This window comes from Micromonospora sp. BL1, assembly GCF_003667485.1.
Classification (GTDB): domain Bacteria; phylum Actinomycetota; class Actinomycetes; order Mycobacteriales; family Micromonosporaceae; genus Micromonospora; species Micromonospora tulbaghiae.
The window spans coordinates 1-21,855 of the sequence record NZ_RCVK01000205.1 but is presented as its reverse complement, the minus strand read 5'-3'; the positions used below and the strand labels follow the sequence as shown (position 1 = coordinate 21,855).

At 74.8% G+C, this 21,855-nt stretch carries 19 protein-coding genes, 1 tRNA gene and 1 pseudogene; 14 read left to right on the top strand and 7 right to left on the bottom strand.

Annotated elements, in window-relative coordinates; all coding sequences use genetic code 11:
• Positions 1–15: 15 nt before the first annotated feature.
• Positions 16–88 (bottom strand) — tRNA-Arg (locus EAD96_RS10910).
• A gap of 170 nt (positions 89–258) precedes the next feature.
• Between EAD96_RS10910 and EAD96_RS10905 the strand changes: the two genes are divergently transcribed.
• Positions 259–993, top strand: a complete 735-nt coding sequence (locus EAD96_RS10905) for a hypothetical protein (protein ID WP_121684183.1) — start codon at positions 259–261, stop codon at positions 991–993.
• Between the two features lie 24 nt (positions 994–1,017).
• On the opposite strand, the gene EAD96_RS10900 is transcribed toward EAD96_RS10905, so the two are convergent.
• Positions 1,018–2,034, bottom strand: a complete 1,017-nt coding sequence (locus EAD96_RS10900) for an alpha/beta hydrolase (protein ID WP_199733133.1) — start codon at positions 2,032–2,034, stop codon at positions 1,018–1,020.
• 78 nt (positions 2,035–2,112) lie between these two features.
• Positions 2,113–2,523: an HPF/RaiA family ribosome-associated protein gene (locus tag EAD96_RS10895; RefSeq protein WP_121684182.1), complete on the bottom strand. Its 411-nt coding sequence runs from the start codon at positions 2,521–2,523 to the stop codon at positions 2,113–2,115.
• Between the two features lie 286 nt (positions 2,524–2,809).
• Between EAD96_RS10895 and ssb the strand changes: the two genes are divergently transcribed.
• The 3 genes from ssb (at position 2,810) to EAD96_RS10880 (ending at position 6,336) form a co-directional block, all read left to right on the top strand.
• A complete protein-coding gene (gene ssb, locus EAD96_RS10890) occupies positions 2,810–3,694 on the top strand; it encodes a single-stranded DNA-binding protein (RefSeq protein ID WP_121684181.1) in 885 nt (294 codons plus the stop codon).
• A gap of 105 nt (positions 3,695–3,799) precedes the next feature.
• Entirely contained in the window at positions 3,800–4,798 is a 999-nt protein-coding gene (locus EAD96_RS10885; protein ID WP_121684203.1) for a cobalamin biosynthesis protein, read from the top strand.
• Positions 4,795–6,336, top strand: a complete 1,542-nt coding sequence (locus tag EAD96_RS10880) for a cobyric acid synthase (protein ID WP_121684180.1) — start codon at positions 4,795–4,797, stop codon at positions 6,334–6,336. Before EAD96_RS10885 ends, EAD96_RS10880 begins: the two co-directional genes overlap by 4 nt.
• A 74-nt stretch (positions 6,337–6,410) precedes the next feature.
• Here EAD96_RS10880 and EAD96_RS10875 read toward each other — a convergent pair whose 3' ends face one another.
• Positions 6,411–6,812, bottom strand: coding sequence for a rhodanese-like domain-containing protein (locus tag EAD96_RS10875; protein ID WP_120573558.1), 402 nt, complete (start codon positions 6,810–6,812; stop codon positions 6,411–6,413).
• A 111-nt stretch (positions 6,813–6,923) separates the two neighbouring features.
• Between EAD96_RS10875 and EAD96_RS10870 the strand changes: the two are divergent.
• From EAD96_RS10870 to EAD96_RS10855, 4 genes and pseudogenes are all read left to right on the top strand, one after another.
• A pseudogene (locus EAD96_RS10870) lies at positions 6,924–7,574 on the top strand (uridine kinase); the annotation flags it as partial.
• Between the two features lie 24 nt (positions 7,575–7,598).
• Complete coding sequence (locus EAD96_RS10865; RefSeq protein ID WP_121684179.1) at positions 7,599–8,963, top strand: dipeptidase; 1,365 nt, start codon at positions 7,599–7,601, stop codon at positions 8,961–8,963.
• A gap of 78 nt (positions 8,964–9,041) precedes the next feature.
• Complete coding sequence (locus EAD96_RS10860; RefSeq protein ID WP_030273275.1) at positions 9,042–9,248, top strand: hypothetical protein; 207 nt, start codon at positions 9,042–9,044, stop codon at positions 9,246–9,248.
• An 88-nt stretch (positions 9,249–9,336) separates the two neighbouring features.
• Entirely contained in the window at positions 9,337–10,920 is a 1,584-nt protein-coding gene (locus tag EAD96_RS10855) for an ATP-dependent DNA ligase (RefSeq protein WP_121684202.1), read from the top strand.
• Positions 10,921–10,924: 4 nt separating this feature from the next.
• On the opposite strand, the gene EAD96_RS10850 is transcribed toward EAD96_RS10855, so the two are convergent.
• Positions 10,925–11,701, bottom strand: coding sequence for a hypothetical protein (locus tag EAD96_RS10850; RefSeq protein ID WP_121684201.1), 777 nt, complete (start codon positions 11,699–11,701; stop codon positions 10,925–10,927).
• 81 nt (positions 11,702–11,782) lie between these two features.
• Positions 11,783–12,601 carry an SURF1 family protein gene (locus EAD96_RS10845; RefSeq protein WP_121684200.1) on the bottom strand — a complete coding sequence of 273 codons (819 nt, stop codon included), beginning with the start codon at positions 12,599–12,601 and terminating at the stop codon, positions 11,783–11,785.
• Positions 12,602–12,736: 135 nt separating this feature from the next.
• On the opposite strand from EAD96_RS10845, the gene EAD96_RS10840 reads away from it, so the two are divergent.
• The 3 genes from EAD96_RS10840 (at position 12,737) to EAD96_RS10830 (ending at position 15,985) form a co-directional block, all read left to right on the top strand.
• Positions 12,737–14,107, top strand: a complete 1,371-nt coding sequence (locus EAD96_RS10840; protein WP_121684178.1) for a cobyrinate a,c-diamide synthase — start codon at positions 12,737–12,739, stop codon at positions 14,105–14,107.
• The gene (locus EAD96_RS10835; RefSeq protein WP_091423050.1) at positions 14,104–14,673 is read left to right on the top strand and encodes a GNAT family N-acetyltransferase; all 570 of its coding nucleotides are present in this window, start codon (positions 14,104–14,106) and stop codon (positions 14,671–14,673) included. The genes EAD96_RS10840 and EAD96_RS10835 overlap by 4 nt, the downstream gene beginning before the upstream one ends.
• Positions 14,674–14,923: 250 nt before the next feature.
• Positions 14,924–15,985 carry an IS110 family transposase gene (locus EAD96_RS10830; RefSeq protein WP_120572001.1) on the top strand — a complete coding sequence of 354 codons (1,062 nt, stop codon included), beginning with the start codon at positions 14,924–14,926 and terminating at the stop codon, positions 15,983–15,985.
• A gap of 117 nt (positions 15,986–16,102) precedes the next feature.
• Here EAD96_RS10830 and EAD96_RS10825 read toward each other — a convergent pair whose 3' ends face one another.
• Positions 16,103–18,235 carry a transglycosylase domain-containing protein gene (locus EAD96_RS10825; RefSeq protein ID WP_121684177.1) on the bottom strand — a complete coding sequence of 711 codons (2,133 nt, stop codon included), beginning with the start codon at positions 18,233–18,235 and terminating at the stop codon, positions 16,103–16,105.
• A 121-nt stretch (positions 18,236–18,356) separates the two neighbouring features.
• On the opposite strand from EAD96_RS10825, the gene cobC reads away from it, so the two are divergent.
• The 3 genes from cobC to cobA are packed head-to-tail and all read left to right on the top strand — an operon-like array spanning position 18,357 to position 21,741.
• A complete protein-coding gene (cobC, locus tag EAD96_RS10820) occupies positions 18,357–19,439 on the top strand; it encodes an Rv2231c family pyridoxal phosphate-dependent protein CobC (RefSeq protein ID WP_121684176.1) in 1,083 nt (360 codons plus the stop codon).
• Positions 19,439–20,509: a nicotinate-nucleotide--dimethylbenzimidazole phosphoribosyltransferase gene (cobT, locus tag EAD96_RS10815; RefSeq protein ID WP_121684199.1), complete on the top strand. Its 1,071-nt coding sequence runs from the start codon at positions 19,439–19,441 to the stop codon at positions 20,507–20,509. The genes cobC and cobT overlap by 1 nt, the downstream gene beginning before the upstream one ends.
• On the top strand, positions 20,506–21,741 hold the full coding sequence (gene cobA, locus EAD96_RS10810) for a uroporphyrinogen-III C-methyltransferase (RefSeq protein ID WP_121684175.1): 1,236 nt from the start codon (positions 20,506–20,508) through the stop codon (positions 21,739–21,741). The genes cobT and cobA overlap by 4 nt, the downstream gene beginning before the upstream one ends.
• Positions 21,742–21,855 lie beyond the last annotated feature (114 nt).

Sequence of the window (21,855 nt, the reverse complement as noted above, 5' to 3'; positions counted from 1 at the left end):
TCGGGGAAGTACCTGTGCGCCCGGCAGGATTCGAACCTGCGGCCTTGGGATTAGAAGTCCCCTGCTCTATCCGCTGAGCTACGGGCGCGCGCCGACGGTCGTCGCGCCAAGAGGGTACCGCCGCTCCCCGCGTGCCCGGGGGTACGGGTCGGCGCGTCCGTTCCGCCCCTCAGCGTCCCACGCGGGGGCCCGGACCGGCACCACAGTTGCGGCGGGTCCGGCGCGGGCCGGGCGGGACGCGATCCGTACCCTCGTCGGATGCTGCTCGACCAGGAAACCGAGAACGAGATCGTCTTCGAGCTGTGTCAGCTCCTCGGACGGGCCATCCTGCCCCTCACCGGCTCGGACGGCCCGGGCACACCGCCCGGCGTGCTCGGCACCGCCTTCTTCTACAGCGAGCTGGTCGGCGCCACCGACGACGGCGAGGTCGCGCACGAGTGGCTGCTCACCGCCGACGCGCTCACCGACCGCGCGTACGGCGAGATCGGCTTGCGGCCGAGCGTCACCGACCCGGCCGAAGGGGCGGACGAGCCGATCGACCTGCCCGGTTTCGCCGACCACTGGCTGCACCTGCCGGAACTGGGGCTCGCCGCGATGCCGACCGGCGGTCTGCACGGCTGGGCCGACGACCGGGGCTGGCGCTGGCGTACCCAGCATGTCACCGAGGCAGTGGCCGCGCCGGCCGACTCGGTCGCCCGGATCGGCGCGGCGCCCGCGTCGGCGTTCGTGCTGGCCCTGGGCGTCGGCGACGGCGGGTCGCGGCCGTTGGAGGCGGTCGTCGAGCGGGTCGTCCGGGACGGCGGCGAGGTGCGGGTCACCACGGAGCTGCCCGCAGGCTACGTGGGCGCGCCGGTGTTCGCGGTCGAGGCCGGGCCGGACGGCGGACCGGCGTTGCGCTGCCTGGGCGTGGTCCTGCCCGCGCGGGCGGGCGGTCACCCGATCGCGACGTTCGACCGGATCCGGTCCGCGCTCGCGGCGGTCGTCGCCGACTGAGCCGGCGGCGGGGCCGGTCCGGCCTCAGCCCTCGGCGGCCGCGTCGGCCGGCCGCCGCGGGGCCGGCGGTGTCGTGGGCTCCGGCTCGGTCGGCCCGGCGCGCAGGAATCCCTCCGCCCACCGTCCGACCTCCGCGAAGACCTTCTCGCGTACGCCGGGACTGGACAGCGTGAGGTCGTGCAGCCCGCCGTCGAAGCGGGCGAGAGTGACGTGCCGGCCGAGGCGGGGCGCCCAGCGCACCATGTGCTCGACGTCGAGCACGGCGTCGGCGCCGGTGGCGCTGTCGTGCCACTTCGTGCCCCGGAAGCTGCGCGTGGAGCAGACGAGCAGCACCGGCACCGGGATGTCCAGCCCGGCCCGCAGTCGGCGCTGACCGGCGCGGATCGCGTTGATCCAGCCGGCCCGGACCGGGAACCCGGCGAGCGGCTTCCAGGCCAGGTCGTACCGCCACTCGCCCCGGTGGTCGGCGTGCAGGCTCTCGCCGTACACCGTGCCCAGCCCGACCGGCAGCACACGCTGCGGCGCCCTGCGGCCCAGGCGGGAGACGGCGGCCGCGAGGGGCCGGCGGACCATCCAGGGCGCGTTGATGTCGAAGAAGGGACTGTTGAGCACGATGCCGTCGACCAGGCCGGCGTCGCGGCGGTCGTGCGCCCAGAGCGAGATGATCAGGCCGCCGGTCGAATGGCCCATGGCGAGCAGGGTGTCGTGGCCCTCCTCGGTGCGGATGATCTCCGCGGCGGCGTCCAGCTCGGGGAAGTAGTCGCTCAGGTCGCGGCAGAAGTTCGGGGTCTGGTGCGCCAGCAGGCTGCGGCCGTACTTGCGCAGGTCGAGCGCGTAGAAGTCCCAGCCCCGCTCGGCGAAGAAGTCGGCCACGTGGGTCTGGAAGAAGTAGTCGACGAAGCCGTGCACGTAGAGCACGGCGCGGCCGGTCGGGCGGTCGGCCCGCCGCCGCACCAGGGTCGCGACCACCGGCCCCTCGTCGTCGGTGCCCAGGTCGATCGTCCGCCGCTCGTAGGGGGCGCCCAGCACGTCCGGTTCCACGACCGCGACGGTACGCCGCCGGGCTACCCGGCGGTAGCCCCCGCCCGCCCGCACCGGACGGACGGGGGCATACGGGCCTCAGACGGTCTCGGCTTCCTCGCGCTCGGCGTCCTGCAACGGGGCACCATCGGGCTGGTCGACGGCGCGCAGGTGCTTGTTGTGGCGCGGCTCCTGCCGGGTCTTCGCGTCGTTGAGCTTGCGGCGCAGGTCGTCCCGGACGTCGTTGAGCGCGGCGTGCAGATCCTCCTCGGTCGAGGTGGTGACGATCTTCTGCCGCCCGGCGACCCAGCACTCCAGGGTCACCTTCTGGCCCCGGGCCTCGCGATCCTTGACGGACACCTCAAGCTCGGTGGCGTCGGCGTGGAAGCCGGCGAGCCGGGCGTCCAGGGTCGCGAACTGCTCGGCGATCCAGTTGCGGTCGCCCTGGGAGAACCCGGCGCCGACCCGCAGGCACTCGGCCACGGTCGCGGGGTTCGCCACGGCGCTCATCGCGCTGCCTCGCGGACGTCTCGGAGAAGCATGGGAGCTCCCTTTCTCTCGGTTGATCAAGTACTTACCCAACCGGCGCGATTCCGGAACGCCTGCCTGCCGGCTCCTTTCGATCATGCGTCGTCGCAGGTCAGGCCCGTAGGGCCGGTCGGCCTAGCAGATCGGGACCTTGATCAGGTGGTTGTCCACAGGGCGGTCCGTCATCCACAGGCAAAGGCCGGGCGGGTGGTCCGGGCGGGTCGGTCGGCCGACGCTTCCCGGGACAAGTCGATCCCTGGGAGGGGCGATGTTCGATACGTACGTGACGATCGTCGGCAACGTGCTGACCGCGCCGGAGTGGCGCCGGACCACGCAGAGCGGAACGCTGGTGGCCAACTTCAAGGTCGCCTCGACCGCCCGCCGGCTCGACCGCGACAGCGGCCGCTGGGTCGACGGCAACAGCCTTCGGGTACGCGTCAACTGCTGGCGCCGCCTCGCCGAGGGAGTGGCCGCCTCGGTGGCCGTCGGTGATCCGGTCATCGTGGCCGGGCGCCTCTACACCCGGGACTGGACCGACGAGGCGGGCACCCACCGCACGCTCTACGAGTTGGAGGCGGTCGCGGTCGGGCACGACCTGTCCCGGGGCCGGGCCCGCTTCCTGCGCAACCAGCCCCGCGCGGCCACCAGCACCGTCGAGGACGCGGAGGCCGAGCAGCGGGTGCACGGCGAGGCGACCGAGCCGGTGCCGGACGCGCAGGCCCCGGCGACGTTCGACGACCGGCCCTTCGACGACGACTTCCCGCCGCCGGAGTACGGGGGCGGCCGGGTCGGGCTCGTCGGCACCGTCGAGCGGGTGGGCGAGCCCGACCCGTTCGACGACCGGCCCGGTGCGCCCGTTCCCGGCGGGGACGGGCGGTTCGGCGGACCGTCCGGCGGCCTGCCGGGCGGCCCGTCGGGCGTGCGGGCGGACGGTCCGTCCGGCACCGGCCCGCGCCTGCCGGCCGAGGACGACGACCTGTCCCCCGAGGAGGGCGACGAGCCGGCCCCGGCCGGGGACGACGAGCTGGGTGAGGTCACCGCACCGGGTGCCGGTGGACCGGGGGAGGGCGAGCCGGGCGGCGCGAGTCCCGGCGGCGCCGCCGGGACCACCTCCGGGCGCCGTGGCCGGCGGCGCACCCCGGTGCCCGCCTGACCCTTCGTCCGACGGGGGCGCGGGGTGGTGACGTCGGCGTCACCACCCCGCGGTACGACTAGGCTGGCCCGCCGGAGGTGGTGACGGGTGCGGCAGGCGACCGCCATGGCGAACGCGACCGGGTTGGTGGCGGGCTACGCGCTCGACGCCCTGCTCGGCGACCCCCGCCGATGGCATCCGGTGGCCGGCTTCGGCATCGCGGCCGGTGCGCTGGAACGGCGGGTCTACCGCCCCGACCGGGCGGCCGGCACCGCGTTCACGGCGCTCGCGGTCGGCGCGCCGGTCCTGCTCGGTGCCGCCGCCGCGCTGGCGACCCGCCGCCATCCCGTGGCCCGGGCCGCGCTGGTGGCCGCCGGCACCTGGACGGTGCTGGGCGGGCGCACGCTGCGGCGCGAGTCCCGGGTGATGGCACGCGCGCTGGGCCGGGCCGACCTGCCCGCCGCCCGGGCCCGCCTCGGCAACCTCTGCGGGCGGGATCCGTCCGCCCTCGACGAGCCCGAACTCGCCCGCGCCACAGTCGAATCGGTCGCCGAGAACACCTCCGACGCCGTGGTCGCCCCGCTGGTCTGGGGCGCGGTCGCGGGCCTGCCCGGCCTGCTCGGCTACCGGGCGGCGAACACGCTCGACGCGATGGTCGGCCACCGCTCGCCCCGGTACGCCCGCTTCGGCACCCCGGCGGCCCGGCTGGACGACGCGCTGAACCTCGTGCCGTCCCGGCTCACCGGGCTGCTCACGGTGGCCGTCGCGCCGGTGGCGCACGGGGACCGCGCCGCCGCCTGGCACGTGTGGCGGCGGGACCGGGCCGACCATCCGAGCCCGAACGCCGGTCAGTGCGAGGCGGCGATGGCGGGCGCGCTCGGCGTCCGGCTCGGTGGGCGCAACGTCTACTTCGGCCGCGCCGAGACCCGGCCGTTCCTCGGTGACGGCCCCCGTCCCGAGGCGCGGCACCTGAAGCGGGCCGCCCGGATCTCCGGCGCGGTGGGCGTGGCCGCGCTCGGCCTGGCCGCGCTCTACCCGGTGACAGTCGGTCGCCTGGTCGGCGCCACCGGCCGGGCGGCGTTGGGCGTCCTCACGCGTGCAGCCCGCCGGGGGAGCGGGCGGTGAGCGGCGGGCTGCTGGTCGCCGGCACCACCTCCGACGCCGGCAAGAGCGTGCTCACCGCCGGCATCTGCCGCTGGCTGCGCCGCCGGGGCGTCCGGGTCGCGCCGTTCAAGGCGCAGAACATGTCGAACAACTCCGCCGTGGTGGTCGGCCCGGACGGTCGCGGCGGCGAACTGGGCCGCGCCCAGGCGATGCAGGCCGCCGCCTGCGGGCTCGAAGCCGACCTGCGTTTCAACCCGGTGCTGCTCAAGCCGGGCAGCGACAACGCGAGCCAGGTGGTGCTGCTCGGCGAGGCGGTCGACACCGTCACCGCCGGCAACTACCACGAGGTGCGGTCCCGGCTCGCCACCACGGCGTACGCGGCGCTGGCCGAGCTGCGGGCCGAGTACGACGTGGTGATCTGCGAGGGCGCGGGCAGCCCCGCCGAGATCAACCTGCGCGACGGCGACTACGTCAACATGGGCCTGGCGCGGCAGGCCGGGCTGCCCACGATCGTGGTCGGCGACATCGACCGGGGCGGCGTGTTCGCCTCGATGTTCGGCACCGTCGCCCTGCTCGACGCGGCCGATCAGGCGCTGCTGGCCGGGTTCGTGGTGAACAAGTTCCGGGGCGATCGCGGCCTGCTCCAGCCGGGGCTGGACATGCTGCGCCGGGTCACCGGCCGCCCGACGTACGGGGTGGTGCCCTGGGCACTGGACCTGTGGCTGGACGCGGAGGACTCGCTCGCGTACGGGCGGGTGCTCGGCCGGCCGCCCGCACCCCGGGGCACCGACTGGCTCGACGTCGCGGTGGTCCGGCTGCCCCGGATCAGCAACGCCACCGACGTGGAGGCCCTCGCGACCGAGCCGGGTGTGCGGGTACGCCTCACTGTCGAGCCGGCCGAACTGGCCGCCGCCGACCTGGTGGTGCTCCCCGGCACCAAGTCGACAGTCGCCGACCTCGCCTGGCTGCGGGAGACCGGCCTGGCCGACGCGGTCCGGGCGCACGCCGCCGCCGGACGGCCGCTGCTCGGCATCTGCGGCGGCTTCCAGATGCTGGGCCGGGCGATCCACGACGCGGTGGAGAGTCGCCGGGGCACCGTACCCGGCCTCGGGCTGCTGCCCGTCGAGATCACCTTCGAGCCCCGCAAGACGGTCCGCCGGGCCGAGGGCACCGCCGCCGGTGACGTGCCGGTCCACGGCTACGAGATCCACCACGGCCGGGTCTCGGCCGCCGACCCGGGCCTCGCGCCGCTGCTGCGCTACGCCGACGGCACCGGCGAGGGCGCGCGACTCGGCACCGTGTACGGCACGCACTGGCACGGCGCCTTCTCCTCCGACGCGTTCCGCCGCCGGTTCCTGACCGAGGTCGCGGAGGCGTCCGGCCGGAGCGGCTTCAAGGTCGCGCCGGACACGTCCTTCGTGGCGGCCCGGGAGGGGACGCTGGACCTGCTGGGCGACCTGGTGGAGGAGCACCTCGACACCGACGCGCTGTGGCGGCTGATCGAGTCCGGCCCACCGCCGGGACTGCCGTTCGTACCACCCGGCGCGCCACCGGCATAAGGGGCCGTTCCACCGGCCCTCGCCGGTCGTGCGACCCGGCTCGGACCGCGAGCCACAGCGCCGACCGCGAGGGCTCAGTAGCGCACGTCGGCCGGGCGGTCGGACATCGGCAGCCCGGCCTCCCGCCAGCCCTGCACCCCGCCGATCATGTCGGTGGCCTGCCGCAACCCCAGCGTCTGGAGGCTGGCGGCGGCCAGGCTGGAGCTGTACCCCTCCCGGCACACCACGATGACCTCGCGGTCGTACCCGGTGGCCTCCGGTATGCGCCACGCGCTGGCCGGGTCGAGCCGCCACTCCAGCACCGTGCGGTCGATGACGATCGCGCCGGGCAGCTCACCCTCCTCGCGGCGCTGCGCCTCGGTACGCGTGTCGATCAGCAGCGCGCCGCCACGGACCGCCTCGACGGTCTCGTGCGGAGTGAGCCGGCGGAGACCGGCGCGGGCCTGTTCCAGGAGGGCGTCGACGCCCGGACACATCACGTCATGGAGCACCCCCCGATGATGCCCAGCGCGCCGGGCCGCCGCTCGGCGAAACGGTCCGCCCGGGTCGCAGTTTCCAGCGGACGGGGGAACGTTAGCGTCGGTCGGGTGAACGTCGCAGTGATCGAGGCGTACTCCGGGCTGGCCCGTCGGGTGCTGGCCGGCCCGGCGCGGTTGGGGCGTACCCGCCTGGTCGCCGTCGACGGGCCCAGCGGCGCGGGCAAGAGCCGGTTCGCGACGCGCCTCGCGGACGCCCTCGCGGAGCTGGCGTGCGGCGTCCGGCCGCCGCTCGTGCACACCGACGACCTGCTCGACGGCTGGGACGACCAGCTCACGTTCTGGACCCGGCTGGACGAGCAGGTGCTCGGCCCGCTGCGGGCCGGCCGGGCGGGCGGGTACCGCCGCTACAGCTGGGTGCGCCGCCGCTTCCTGGACCGGGTGGTGCCGGTGCCGGCCGGACCGGTGCTGATCGTCGAGGGGATGAGCGCCGCCCGCGCCGCGGTACGCCCCGAGCTGACGCTGTCGGTGCTGGTCACCGCGCCGGCCGAACTGCGGTTGCGCCGGGCGCTGGCCCGCGACGGGGAACAGATCCTGCCGGAGCTGCGCCGCTGGCACGCGGGGGAGCGGGCGCACTTCGCCGCCGACGGTACGGCGGCAGCGGTGGACCTGGTCGTCGACGGCGCACCGGACCTGCCGCACGACGGCGACCGCTACTACGTGCGCGTGGGGCGGCGATCGGGCTCGGGCGGCGTGGCGGGGTAAGGCCAGCATACGATTCCGGTCATGACCACTCCGATCCTCTCCGAGTCCGAGGTGCGGGCCGCCGTCGAGCGGGAACTGCCCGGCGTCCGTGCCGACCTCGAGCGACTCGTCCGCATCCCGGGCATCGCCTTCGAGGGCTTCGACCACTCGCACGTGGAGCGTTCCGCCGAGGCGGTGGCGGAGCTGCTGCGCGGCTGCGGCCTCGACACGCGGATCGTCCGGTCCGGCGGCCAGCCGGCCGTGATCGGCACGAAGGCGGCCCCGCCCGGCGCGCCCACCGTGTTCCTGTACGCGCACCACGACGTGCAGCCGGTCGGCGACCTGTCGCTGTGGGAGTCGGACCCGTTCGAGCCGGTGGAGCGCGACGGCCGCCTCTACGGCCGGGGCGCCGCCGACGACAAGGCCGGCATCATGGCGCACGTCGCCGCGCTGCGCGCGTTCGGCGACCGGCTCCCGGTCGGCGTGGTGCTGTTCATCGAGGGCGAGGAGGAGTACGGCTCGGACTCGCTGGAGCGGCTGCTCGCCGAGCACCGCGACGACCTGACCTCGGACGTCATCGTGATCGCCGACTCCACCAACTGGGACGTCGGCGTGCCGGCGCTGACCACCTCGCTGCGCGGCATCGTCAACTGCTTCGTCGAGGTGCGCACGCTCGACCACGCGGTGCACAGCGGCATGTTCGGCGGCGCCGTGCCGGACGCGCTCACCGCGCTGGTGAAGCTGCTCGGCACGCTGCACGACGAGGCCGGCGACGTCGCGGTGGACGGGCTGGCCGCCCGCGAGGGCGCCAGCGTCGACTACCCGGAGGACCGGTTCCGGGCCGAGGCCGGCCTGGTCGACGGCGCGAAGCTGTTCGGCACCGGGCGGATCACCGACCGGCTCTGGACCAAGCCGGCGCTGGCGATCCTCGGCGTGGACGCGCCGGCCACCGGCGAGGCCCCGAACGCGCTGGTGCCGTCCGCGAAGGCGAAGCTGAGCGTGCGGCTGGCGCCGGGCGACGACCCGAAGAAGGCGTACGCGGCCCTGACCGCGCACCTGGAGCGGCACGCGCCGTGGGGCGCGCAGGTGTCGGTGACGTTCGAGCACGACGGCGCGCCCTGCGTCATCGACGCCTCGGGGCCGATGTTCGACGCGGCCCGGTCGGCGTTCCGGACGGCCTGGGACGGCACCGACCCGGTCGACATCGGGGTCGGCGGGTCGATCCCGTTCATCGCCACGTTCCAGGAGATGTTCCCGCAGGCCGCGATCCTGGTGACCGGTGTGGAGGACCCGCACGCGCGGGCGCACGGGCCGAACGAGAGCCTGCACCTGGGCGAGTTCGCCCGGGTGTGCCTGGCCGAGGCGCTGCTGCTGGCCCGGGTGGCGGAGGCCGGAAACCGCGCGTGAGGTGTCGAAACCGTAACTTCGGGGCCGATGTCGGAGTTTGTGGTGTGTCGGCGGGCGGGGTGTTATAGCCTTTCGAACATGCGTACGAACGACGAGATGGAGCGGCTTCAGGCCGCCGTCCGTGCTCTGGGGGACGTCGACGTCTCCGCGTGGTCCGAGGACACGCTCAACGAACAGATCGGCGAGCTCTCCGCCGCCCTGGTCACGCTCGACGCGCTGCTCACCCGGGTCGCCGAGGGCGTGCGCGGGCGCGGCCTGCGCATCGAGGAACCCGTCTCGGCCTGACCGTCGGCCCGGCGGCCCGGCGCACCCGTGCGGTGTGCCGGGCCGCCGGATCCGCCCCGATGTCACAGCCGGCTGGCAGGATGTGGTCGTGCGTTTCGCGGAGCTGGCGGCCACCTCGGCCGCGGTCGGGGCCACCAGTGGCCGACGGGCCAAGGTGGAGCTGCTGGCCGCCGCGCTCCGTGGGCTGGAGCCGGGCGAGATCCCGGCCGGCGCCGGCTACCTCGCCGGTGAGCTGCGCCAGCGTCAGACCGGTGTCGGCTGGGCGGGCCTGCGTGATCTGCCCCCGCCGGCCGCTGAGCCGACGCTCACCGTCGCCGCCGTCGACGCGGCGATCGAGGAGATCTCCCGCGTCGCCGGGGCCGGTTCGCAGGCCCGGCGGCGGGAACTGGTCGGCCGTCTCTTCGCCGCCGCCACCGCCGACGAGCAGCGCCTGCTGACCGGCCTGTTCCGGGGTGAGCTGCGCCAGGGCGCCCAGGCCGGGCTGCTGGCGGACGCGGTCGCGCGCGCCGCCGACGTCCCGGTCACCGCCGTCCGGCGGGCCCTGCTGCTCGCCGGTGACCTGCGGGCGGTGGCGGTCGCGGCGCTCACCGGGGGTGCCGCCGCGCTGGCCGGGTTCGGGCTCCAGGTGGGCCGGCCGCTCGCGCCGATGCTGGCGCAGAGCGCGCCCTCGGTCGACGAGGCGCTGACCGCCACCGGCGTGCCGGCGGTGGTCGACGTCAAGCTCGACGGCATCCGCATCCAGGTGCACCGCTCCGGCCCGGACATCGCCGTCTTTACCCGCAGCCTCGACGAGATCACCGGCCGGCTGCCCCAGGTGGTGGCCGCCGTCCGCGCGCTGCCCGCCCGCGAGCTGGTGCTCGACGGTGAGGCGATCGGGCTGGACGCCGCCGGCCGGCCGCTGCCGTTCCAGGAGACGTCCAGCCGCGCGGCCCGGCGCACCACGCCCAGCACCACCGGGCCGACACAGGTCGCGCCCGCCGTGCTGGCCGCCGCCGAGCGCACCGGCGAGCCGGTGCTCACGCCGTACTTCTTCGACCTGCTGCACCTCGACGGCACCGACCTGATCGACGCGCCCGGGCGGGAGCGGTGGGCGGCCCTGGCCGGCGCGGTCGACGCCTCGCTGCTCGTCGACCGGGTCGAGGTGGACGACGTGGACCAGGCGGCCACGGCGTTCGCCGCGGCTGTCGACGCCGGCCAGGAAGGCGTGGTGGTCAAGGATCCGGCCGCGCCCTACGACGCCGGCCGGCGGGGCTCGGCCTGGGTCAAGGTCAAGCCGCGGCACACGCTCGACCTCGTCGTCCTCGCGGTCGAGTGGGGCAGCGGCCGGCGGGAGGGCTGGCTGTCCAACCTGCACCTCGGCGCCCGCGATCCGCGCACCGGCGAGTTCGTCATGCTCGGCAAGACCTTCAAGGGGCTCACCGACGAGCTGCTGCGCTGGCAGACCGAGCGGTTCCTGTCACTCGCCGTGGAGAAGGGCGACTGGGTGGTGCGGGTACGGCCGGAGCAGGTGGTCGAGATCGCGTTCGACGGGGTGCAGACCAGCAGCCGGTACCCGGGCGGCATGGCGTTGCGCTTCGCGCGCGTGCTGCGCTACCGCGACGACAAGACCGCCGCCGAGGCGGACACCATCGACGCGGTCCGCGCCATCCACGCCGGCCGGGTCACCGGCTGACGGCTCAGCCGGCCGACAACGACCGGGCGTAGTTGACCTGGTTGTTGAGCTGCTGCACCTGGAACTGGTCGGTCACCGGGATCCGCGCGACGTACTGGTGCCCGCCGCTGCTCACCGTCACCTGCACGGTGCCGTAGTGCCGCGTCTCCTTGATCAGCAGGAACAGGAGGCTGAACACGGTCAGGCAGAAGAAGCCGAGGATCGCGGCGACGACGGCCCACGGGGCGATCTTCTCCTCCTTCTGCCAGTGGTCGGTGACGTACCAGGAGGCGCCGGCGAGCGGCAGGACACCGGCCGGGGTACGGATGACCGGTGGCGTCACCATGATCTCGGCGATCTGCACCGCCACCACGGACTGCGTGGGTGGCACGGGCCCGGCCGGCGGGTACGGCCCGGGCGTGCCCGCCGGCCCGTGGAACGGCGCGACCGCCCCGGCGGGCGCCATCGGCGGCGCGGAGAACTGGGCGGGCGGTGCCGAGAACTGCGCGGGCGGCGCGGAGAACTGGGCAGGCGGCGCCGAGAACTGCGCGGGCGGTGCCGAGAACTGTGGCGCGGCCGGGAACTGCGCGGTGGCCGGTGGGGCGGAGAACGGCGGCGCGGAGTGCGGCGGGGCCGCCGGCGCGGCGGGGAACTGCGCGGTGGGCGCCGGGGCGACGGGTGCGTCCGGCGCGGCGATCACCGGGAACTGCTCGGTTGGCGGCGCGACGGCCGGCGGCATGGCCGACCACGGGTCGTACGCGGGCGGCTCGGCGGCCGGGGGCGTCGTGGCGTCAGAGGTCACCGCGACCCCCACGATTGACGATCATCCGCGGACCCTACAACGTCCCCGCCGCCCGGTGTGCCCACCGGGAGGGCGCCGGGTTCAGGCGGAGGTGGGGGCGGCCGGCTCGGCGGCGCGGTCCACCGGCTCGCCCGGGGTGTCCAGCCCGGCCCGGCGGCGGGCCTCCCTGCGTGCCACCCAGCCGTAGCCGAAGAGGCTCATCACCGCGAAGATCCACCACTGCCAGACGTAGCCGAAGTTCTGCCAGTTGTTGGTGTGCCCGATCTGGACCGCCTGGAAGGCCGGGTCGGCGGCCGGCGTCTGCCCGTCGAGCAGCACGTAGCCGCCGGTCACCGGGTAGGGGAGCTGCTGGGCCAGGCGCGGGATGTCGATGCGCCGCGCCTCCAGCTTGCCGTCGCGCCGGCTGACCGCGCCGCCGCCGCTCTCGCTGCCGACCACGCGGCCGGTGACTGTCACCTCGCCGGTCGGCGCCGCCGGCACCTCCGGCTGGACTGTCGCGCCGGCGCCGGGCACGGGCGGGATCCAGCCCCGGTCGACGAGCACCGCTGTGCCGTCGGCCAGCACCAGCGGGGTGAGCACCTCGAAGCCGACCGTCCGGTCGACGGTCCGGCCGCGGATCAGGACGGTGTTCGCGCTGTCGTACCGGCCGGTGGCGGTGACCCGGCTCCAGGTGAGTTCCTCGGACGGCGCGGGACCGACGTCGCCGCTGCTGGGCGCGGGGAGCGCGTCGCGCAGCGGCGCGGGCGTCATGGTGGCCCCGGCGTCGATCCGCTCGTTCACCGCCGTGCGGCCCCGGTAGCGGTCCAGCTGCCAGTTGCCCAGGAACACCATCACCGTGGCGGCGACGAGCGTGAGCGCGAGGTAGCCGAGCCAGCGCGGGGTCAGCAGGAACCGGTACACGTTGGCCAAGGCTACCCGTATGAGCGATGCCACTCGCCGCGGCCAGGGAGAAAACGGCGGAGTGCGTGGCCCTCGCGCGCCGGGCCGGACGGGTATGGTCACGCGGGCGGAAACCACCCACATCAGGAGTCGATGATGACCGACGTGCCGCGCGTCGTGCTGAGTGCGCCCTCCTCGGGGCACGGCACCGGCGCCGTCTCCCTCGGCCTGCTCGCGGCGCTCACCGACCGGGGGATCCCGGTGGCCGGGTTCAAGGTCGGGCCGGACCAGGTGGACGCGGCGTATCTGGGGCTCGCCGCCGGGCGCGTCGGGCGCACGCTTGATCCGAGACTGGTCGGCCCGGAGCGCATCGCCCCCCTCTTCGCGTACGGCGCGGCCGGCGCCGGGTTCGCGCTGGTGCAGGGCACGATGGGCCTCTACGACTCGGTCGCCGGGCGACCGGAGAGCGAGTCCACGGCAGCAGTCGCCACGGCGCTGCGCAGTCCGGTGGTGCTCGTGGTGGACGTGGCCGCGATGGGCCAGTCGGTGGCCGCGCTGGTGCACGGCTTCCGGGCGTACGACGACGAGTTGTGGCTGGGCGGCGTGATCCTCAACCGGGTGGCCTCACCCCGGCACGAGGCGCTGCTGCGCGAGGCGCTCGACGACGTGGGCGTGCCGGTCTACGGGGCGCTGCGCCGGCACGAGCTGCCCCCGGTGCTGCCCGCCCGCCGCTATGGCACCGGGCCCGTGGTGCGCGCCGACGCGGACGCCGAACGCGGCGTACGCCGGCTCGGTGAGGCGGTGGCCGCCACCGTCGACCTCGACCGGCTGCTGGCGCTGGCCCGCTCCGCCCCCGCGCTCACCGTCGAGCCGTGGTCGCCGGAGCCGGCCGAGGCCCCGCAGCCGTCGGGGGAGCGGCCGGTGGTGGCGCTCGCCGGCGGGCCGGCCGGCACCTACAGCCACCCCGAGACCGCCGAGCTGCTGCGTGCGGCGGGCGCCGAGGTGGTGACGCTCGACCCGCTGCGCGACGAGGCGCTGCCCGCCGGTGCGCGCGCGCTGGTCGTCGGCGGCGGGCTGCCCGAGACGTATGCGGAGCAGCTCTCCGCCAACCGCCGCCTCTGCATCGCGGTGGCCGAGCTGGCCCGCTCCGGCCGCCCGGTGATCGCCGAGGGGGCCGGCCTGCTCTGGCTGGCCCGGGAGCTGGACGGCCTGCCCATGTGCGGGGTGCTCGACGCGGTCGGCACGGTCCGGGACGGCCTGGTGGTCGGCTACCGCACGGCCACGGCGGTCACCGACAGCGTGGTGGCGGCGGCCGGCGCCACGGTGACCGGGCACAAGCAGCACGCCGCCGTGCTCACTCCGCGCGCCGGCGACCGGCCGGCCTGGCGCTGGGAGGGTGGCAACCCGGAGGGCTTCGTCCGGCAGGCCGTGCACGCCTCGCAGCTCGTGCCGCACTGGGCCGCGCATCCGGACATCGCGGCCCGGCTGGTGGCCGCCGCACTGGCACCGATGGGGGCGTCGGCGTGATCGGGCAGGTGGCGGTACGCCGGTTCCCGGCGCTCACCGTCTCCACCCCGCGCATCGAGGTGCGGCACCTCGTCGCCGCCGACGCGGAGGCGGTGGACGAGGTGTTCGCAGACCGGCAGACGCAGCGCTGGCTGCCGCTGGCCGAGGCGTCCGGGCAGATCGACGGGCGGGCGTGGTGCACCGAGCTTGCCCGGCAGCGGCGGGACAGCGGCGACGGCGACCACTGGGCGGTGGTCCGCCGGGAGGACCAGCGGGTGGTCGGCTCGCTCTGGGCCCGCCGCACGGACTGGGGCGCCCGGCTCACCGAGCTGTCGTACGCGATCGCGCCGCACGCCCGGGGCTACGGCCTGGCGGTCGAGGCGGTGGACGCGGTGGCCATCGCGCTGATCCTGGAGCACGGGTTCCAGCGGGTGGAGCTGCGGGTGGCGGCCGGCAACGTGGCGTCGCGGCGGGTCGCCGAGAAGGCCGGCTTCAGCTACGAGGGCCTGTTGCGCAACGCCGGTTTCGTCAGGGGCGCCCGGGTCGACCTGGAGCTGTGGTCCTTCGTGGCGGCCGACCTCCGCTGACTGTGAGCATGGCGGGGTCGGTTCAGTAGTGATGAGCTGATGGCTGGCAGTGGCAGGCGTGACCTTCGTCTGACTGGCTTTGTGTCCTTGGCGGGACTTGTCCGTCTGCTGCTGCCAGCGTCGGCCCGGCGGGAGACGTTTGGCCTGATCAGGAGCTTGACCGCCAGTTAGCGGCTGGCGTGTCTCATCACAGTCCTGCCATCTCCGCGCCGGACCGGACCTCGCGTCCCCCACGGTGAGGAGAGAACGCATGTCCATGCTGGCAGATCTGGTCGAGGTCGTCATCGGCGTCGACACGCACAAAGACACCCACACCGCCGCGGTCCTCGATGCCCGCACCGGTGCCGTGCTGGCACGGGTCAGGGTGAACACCGACCCGGACGGCTACGCCGAGCTGGTAGCCCTGGCCGATGAGCAGTCAGGGTTGCGGGCCTGGGCGCTGGAGGGCACCGGCGGCTACGGCGCCGGCCTTCACCGTTATCTGGCCGATGCCGGTGAGCTGGTTGTCGAGCTGGACCGCCCCAAGCGGCCGACTCGCCGGGCCGGGGCAAAGTCCGACCCGATCGACGCCGAACGCGCCGCCCGTGATGCCCTGGCCCGCACCCGGCTGACGCAGCCCAAGACCGGGCCTCAGCGGGCAGCGCTGCAGATGCGGCTGACCGCCCGCCGGGCGGCCGTCGAGGCTGCCACCGCCGCCCAGCGGCAGCTGCACGCGATGGTCATCACCGCTCCCGAAGCGGTGCGAACCCGCTTTCGCGGGCAGCGCACCCGAACGATGATCACCACGGCTGGCCGGCTGCGACCGACCACGGCCGGTGGCGACATCGAGGCCGCCACCGCGCTGGCGGTGTTACGTGATCTCGCCCGACGCATCCGGACCTTGGAAACGGAGGCAGCCAGCCACGAGACAGCAATCCGTATGATCGTGCGCTCCTGGCGCCCCGACCTGCTCGACCTCACCGGCGTCGGACCCATCGTCGCCGCCACCGTCCTGACCGCCTGGTCCCACCCCGGACGCTGCCGCAACGACGCCGCGTTCGCCATGCTCGCCGGCGCCGCCCCGATCCCTGCTTCATCCGGCAAAACCATCCGCTACCGGCTCAACCGCTCAGGCGACCGGCAACTCAACCGCGCCCTGCACACCGTCGCCCTGTCCCGACTGCGCTACGACGAACCCACCCGCGCCTACGCCGACCGCCGCCGCGCCCAAGGCAAAACCGACCGAGAGATCAAACGCTGCCTCAAGCGATACATCGCAAGAGACCTCTACCGACGCCTCGAAAGCCCACCCCAGCCACTTGACGCGCCATAGGAGCGTCCGCCCCTCTCTCAACGTCGATCAAGGAGTTCGCGTCTGGAGATCGTTCGATCCCTGACGCAAACTCCTTGATCAACTACCCGGGCGCACCCCCGGGCGGAACAGAGGGGATCAGCCGACTATCTGGTCCGAGGGTGGGGTGAACTGGCGGGTGGGCTGGCCCTTCAGCGAGTCCCGCAAGGTCTGCGCCACCGCGTTCACCGGGATCTGCGACTGCCCGTCGCCCACCGCGTTGAACGGATTGTCCGGGTCGGCGATGAAGCTCGCCGCCGCCAGCTCCGGCGTGTAGCCGACGAACCACGCCGACCGGGTGCTGTCTGTCGTACCCGTCTTGCCGGCGACCGGGCGGCCGACCGTACCCCGCACGCTGTCGGCCGTCGACCAGCCGCCGCAGCTCCCCTTGGCCGGGGTGTCGCCGGTCGGGCAGCGCGCCGCGTCGGTGGCGGCGCGGGCCGCGTCGGCGTTCACCACCTGCCGGCACCGCGGCTTGGCGACCTCCCGCTGCACCCCGCCCGCCGTGGTGTACGTGGCGGGCGTGCCGTCCCGGTTCATGATCGCGTTGACCGGGATGGCCTCGCAGTAGCGTCCGTCGGCGGCGATGGCGGCGTACGCGTTCGCCATCTCCAGCGGGGTGGCGTCGGAGACGCCGAGCGTGAACGCGCCCCACTTCTTCGCCTTGCCCGGCGACGCCTGCTCCTTGTCCACGTCGGTACGCCAGCGCAGCCCCAGCTGCTCGGCCAGGCGCACCCCGGCGTCGGCGCCGATCTTCTCCTCCAGCTGGACGAAGTACGTGTTCACCGACTTGCCGAACCCGGACCACATGGTCTGCCGGCCGGTCATCGCGCCGCTGGCGTTGGACGGGGCCCACCCGTCGTAGACGGCCGACTTGTACGTGTACGGCGAGTCGTACGCGGTGGACAGCGGCATCCCGGCGTTGAGCGCGGCGAGCATCGGGAACATCTTGAACGTCGAACCGGCCTGGTAGCCCGGGAGCGTCCCGCCGCCCAGCAGCGGCGCCACCGTGTTCGGATAGTTCGCCTTGACCTTCGGGCCGGCCTCCGGGTTCGAGCTGTTCGGGTTCTCGGCCAGGTCGAGCGAGTAGTTCCGGTTCACCGCCATCGCCTTGATCCGCCCGGTGCCGGGTTCGGCGACCACGATCCCGTTGGCGAACGGGCTGCCGGTGTTGTCCTTGGCCCCGACGTTCTTCTCCGCCGCCGCCTGGGTCTTCGGGTCGAGCGCGAGCACGATCCGGTAGCCGCCGCGGCGCAGCTTGTCCATCCGTTCCAGCCGGTTCTCGCCGAACGCGGGCTGGGAGCTCCACCAGTTCTTCAGGTAGTCGCAGTAGAAGCCCCAGCTGCGGTGCCCGCCGTCGATCGCGGCGCAGTCGTTCGGCGGGTCGGTCAGCTTCAGCTTGATCGGCTGGCCCTTCGCCGCGGCGGCGGCGTCAGGTGACAGGTAGCCGAGGCGGGCCATGTTGTCCAGCACGTAGTTGCGCCGGCCGGTGGCGTCCTTCTGGTCCGAGGTGATCGGGTCGTACTCCGACGGTGACTTCACCAGCCCGGCCAGCGTGGCCGCCTCGACCGGGGTGAGCGTGGCCGGCGTCTTGGAGAAGAAGATCTGCGAGGCGGCGTAGATCCCGTACGCGCGGTGGCCGAAGTAGGCCGAGTTGAGGTACCGCTCCAGGATCTGCTCCTTGCTCAGGTGCTTCTCGATGTCCAGCGCCATGCGCATCTCCTTGACCTTGCGCAGGCTGGTCTGCTGGGTGGCCTCCTGGACCTCCTTCGGCGTGGTCGCGCTGTCCCGCAGCGCCATCCGCACGTACTGCATGGTGATCGTCGAGGCGCCCTGGGAGACCCCGCCGGACCGGGCGTTGGAGACGAAGGCACGCGCCACGCCCTTCGGGTCGACGCCGTGGTGCTGGTAGAAGCGGTTGTCCTCGGCGGCGACGATCGCCTGCTGGATGTTCGGCGACATGCTCTCGATCTTGGTGTACTGCCGGTACTCCTCGTAGAACATGGTCAGCACCGTCTTGCCGTCCGGCGCGTAGACGTACGAGGTCTCGGCCGGCAGCGCGGTCTTGAGGATGCTCGTCTTCTGTTCGATCGCGTGCGCGGTGGCCTTGGCCCCGATGCCGGTGACGGCGACCAGCGGGTACAGGGCGGCGGCGACCACGATGCCGGCGATCAGCCCGGCGCGGAGAAGGGGAACGAGACGGCCAGCGGAAGCAAGGGGACGACTGCTCACGGGGTCAAGCTATGACATTTCCGATTCGGAAATGAGAAGAACTCATAAACTGGCGGACCGTGACGCGACCCACGCCGGGATGCGCTGTCCCGGGCGGCGGCTACCCGGCAGGATCGCGGACATGCCCGCAGCACCGACCGGGAGCGCCGCCGCGCTCGACGAGCCCGACCTGGGCCACCACGGGGACGCCGAGGCCACGCCCGGCCTGGTGGACCTGGCGGTGAACGTGCGCCGCGCCCCGATGCCGGACTGGCTGGCCGACCCGGTCGTCGCCGCGCTGGGCGACCTGGCCGCGTACCCGGACCCGGCGCCGGCCCGCGCCGCCGTCGCTCACCGGCACGGGCGACCCCCGGAGGAGGTACTCCTCACCGCCGGCGCCGCCGAGGGATTCGTCCTGATCGCCCGCGCGCTGTCCGGCGTCCGCCACCCCGTGGTGGTGCACCCGCAGTTCACCGAGCCGGAGGCCGCGCTGCGCGCCGCCGGGCACCGGGTCGACCGGGTGCTGCTCGACCCGGCCGACGGCTTCCGCCTGGACCCGGCCCGCGTCCCGGACGACGCCGACCTGGTCATGATCGGCAACCCCACGAACCCGACCTCGGTGCTGCACCCGGCGGACACGATCGCCGCGCTGGCCCGTCCCGGCCGGGTGCTCGTGGTCGACGAGGCGTTCGCCGACACCACCGCCGCGCCCGGCGTCGACGGCGAGCCCGAGTCCCTCGCCGGCCGGCGCGACCTGCCCGGCCTGGTGGTGGTGCGCAGCCTCACCAAGACCTGGGGCCTGGCCGGGCTGCGGATCGGCTACCTGCTCGGCGACGCCGCGCTGCTGGCCCGGTTCGCCGCCGCGCAGCCGCTCTGGGCGGTCTCCACGCCGGCGCTCGCCGCCGCCACCGCCTGCGCCGCGCCGGCCGCCGTCGCGGCCGAACGCGCCATCGCCGCCGAACTCGCCGCCGACCGCGACCACCTGGTGGCCCGCCTGTCCGGCCTGCCGGGGGTACGCGTGGCGGGGCGCCCGGCCGCCGCCTTCGTCCTGATCCACGTGGCCGGTGCCGCCGGGGTACGCGAGCGGCTGCGCGCGCACGGCTGGGCGGTACGCCGGGGCGACACGTTCCCCGGGCTCGGCCCGGACTGGCTCCGGATCGCCGTACGCGACCGGGGTACCACCGACGCGTTCATCGAGACGCTGGCACGGATCCTGGAGGCATGATGCTGGAGTCCACAGTCGCGGCGATCCGGCCGCTCGACGAGGCCGCCATGGCGGCGGCCCGCGAGTTGCAGGGACGGCTGACCAAGCCCGCCGGCTCGCTCGGCGCCCTGGAGCCGCTCTCGGTACGCCTCGCCGGGCTGGCCGGTGCCTGCCCGCCGCCGCTGCCCGAACCGGCCGCTGTGGCGATCTTCGCCGGTGACCACGGCGTGCACGCCCAGGGCGTGACCCCGTGGCCGCAGGAGGTCACCGCCCAGATGATCGCCAACTTCCTGGCCGGTGGCGCGGTGGTCAACGCGTTCGCCCGCCAGGCCGGCGCCTCGGTCACGGTGGTGGACGTCGGCGTCGCCACCCCGATCCCCGGCGCCGAGTCCGCCGACCCGGCCGGGCCGCGTCTGGTGGCCGCGAACGTCCGCCCCGGCACCCGCGACATGACGGTCACCGCCGCGCTGACCCGGGACGAGGCCCGTACGGCCGTCGAGACCGGCATCCGGGTCGCCGGTGAGCTGATCGACGCCGGGGCGGGCATCCTGCTCACCGGCGACATGGGCATCGGCAACACCACCCCGTCCGCCACGCTCATCGCCGCGTTCTCCGGCGTGGACGCGGAGGCGGCCACCGGGCGGGGCACCGGGGTCGACGACGAGACGTACGCCCGCAAGGTTGCGGTGGTGCGGGCTGCGCTGGCCCGGCACGAGCCCGACCCGGCCGACCCGCTGGGCGTGCTGGCGACCGTCGGCGGGCTGGAGCACGCCGCGCTGGCCGGCTTGATCCTCGGTGCCGCCGCGCGTCGGGTGCCGGTGCTGCTCGACGGCGTGATCGCGGTGAGCGCCGCGCTCGCCGCCGCCGCGTTCGCGCCCGACGCGGTGGGCGCCATGGTCGCCGGGCACCGCAGCGCCGAGCCGGGCGCCACGGCGGCACTGCGGCACCTCGGCCTGGAGCCGCTGATCGACCTGGGACTGCGGCTCGGCGAGGGCACCGGGGCGCTGCTCGCCCTGCCCGTGGTCACCGGCGCGGTCCGGGTACTGCACGAGGTGGCCACGTTCGACTCCGCCGGGGTGGCGGAGAAGTGACCGGACCGACGCCGCCCAGCCCGTACCCTCTGGGGTTGCGGCTGGGCGGGCGGCGCGTGGTCGTCGTCGGCGGGGGAGCGGTCGCCACCCGGCGGGTGCCCGCGCTGCTCGACGCCGGCGCGGACGTGCTGCTGGTGTCGCCCGAACTGACCCCGGCGCTGCGCGCGCACGTCGACGCCGGGCGGCTGCACTGGGAGCCGCGCCGGTTCGCCCCCGGCGACCTGGACGGCGCCTGGCTGGTCCAGGTGGCGGTGGACGACCGGGCCGCCGCCGCCGCGGTCAGCGCGGCAGCGGCCGAACGGCGGATCTTCTGCGTGCGCGCCGACGACCGCACGGCGGCCAGCGCGTGGACTCCGGCGGTGACCCGGCACGGCCCGGTCACCGTGGCGGTCCTCGGCGGCGGCGACCCGCGCCGGGCGATGGGCGTCCGCGACGCCGTGCGGGACCTGCTGGGCGCGCGGACCGGCCCCGGCTTCGCGCCGTCGCCCGAGGCGGAAGGCGCCGCCGGGGGACGGGTCGCGCTCGTCGGCGCCGGACCGGGCGACCCGGAGCTGATCACCGTGAAGGGGTGGCGGCTGCTCACCGAGGCCGAGGTGGTCGTCGCCGACCGGCTCGTGCCCGGCCTGCTCCTGGACGAGTTGCGCCCGGACGTCGAACTGGTCGACGCCTCCAAGATCCCGTACGGGCCGTCGCGTGCCCAGGAGGAGATCAACCGGATCCTGGTGGACCGGGCCCGGGCCGGCAAGGCGGTGGTACGGCTCAAGGGCGGCGACCCGTACGTCTTCGGCCGCGGTGGCGAGGAACTGCTGGCCTGCACCGAGGCGGGCGTGCCGGTGACTGTGGTGCCCGGCGTGACCAGCGCGATCGCGGTGCCGGAGGTGGCCGGGGTGCCGGTGACCCACCGGGGCGTGGCGCACGAGTTCACAGTGGTGTCCGGGCACCTCGCACCCGACGCGCCCGCGTCGCTCGTACGCTGGGACGCCCTGGCCGGGCTGCGCGGCACGCTCGTGATCCTGATGGGCCTGAAGAACCTCGCCGCCATCGCCGCGACCCTGATCGCGCACGGCAAGCCGGCGGACACCCCCGCCGCGGTGATCCAGGAGGGCACGACGGCGGCCCAGCGCACGCTGCGCTCCACGCTGGGCACGGTCGCGCAAGACGTCGAGACCGCCGCGCTGCGTCCACCCGCGATTGTGGTCGTAGGCGACGTGGTCCACGCCCTGACCCCCTGACGCGCGCGCCCGACGGCGCCCACGCCTGATGGCGCCGATCTTGCACTTAGCGCCCGCCATGCGCCCGTTATAGCCCCTTATGGCAGGGCGGTAAGTGCAAGATCGCCGGGGGAG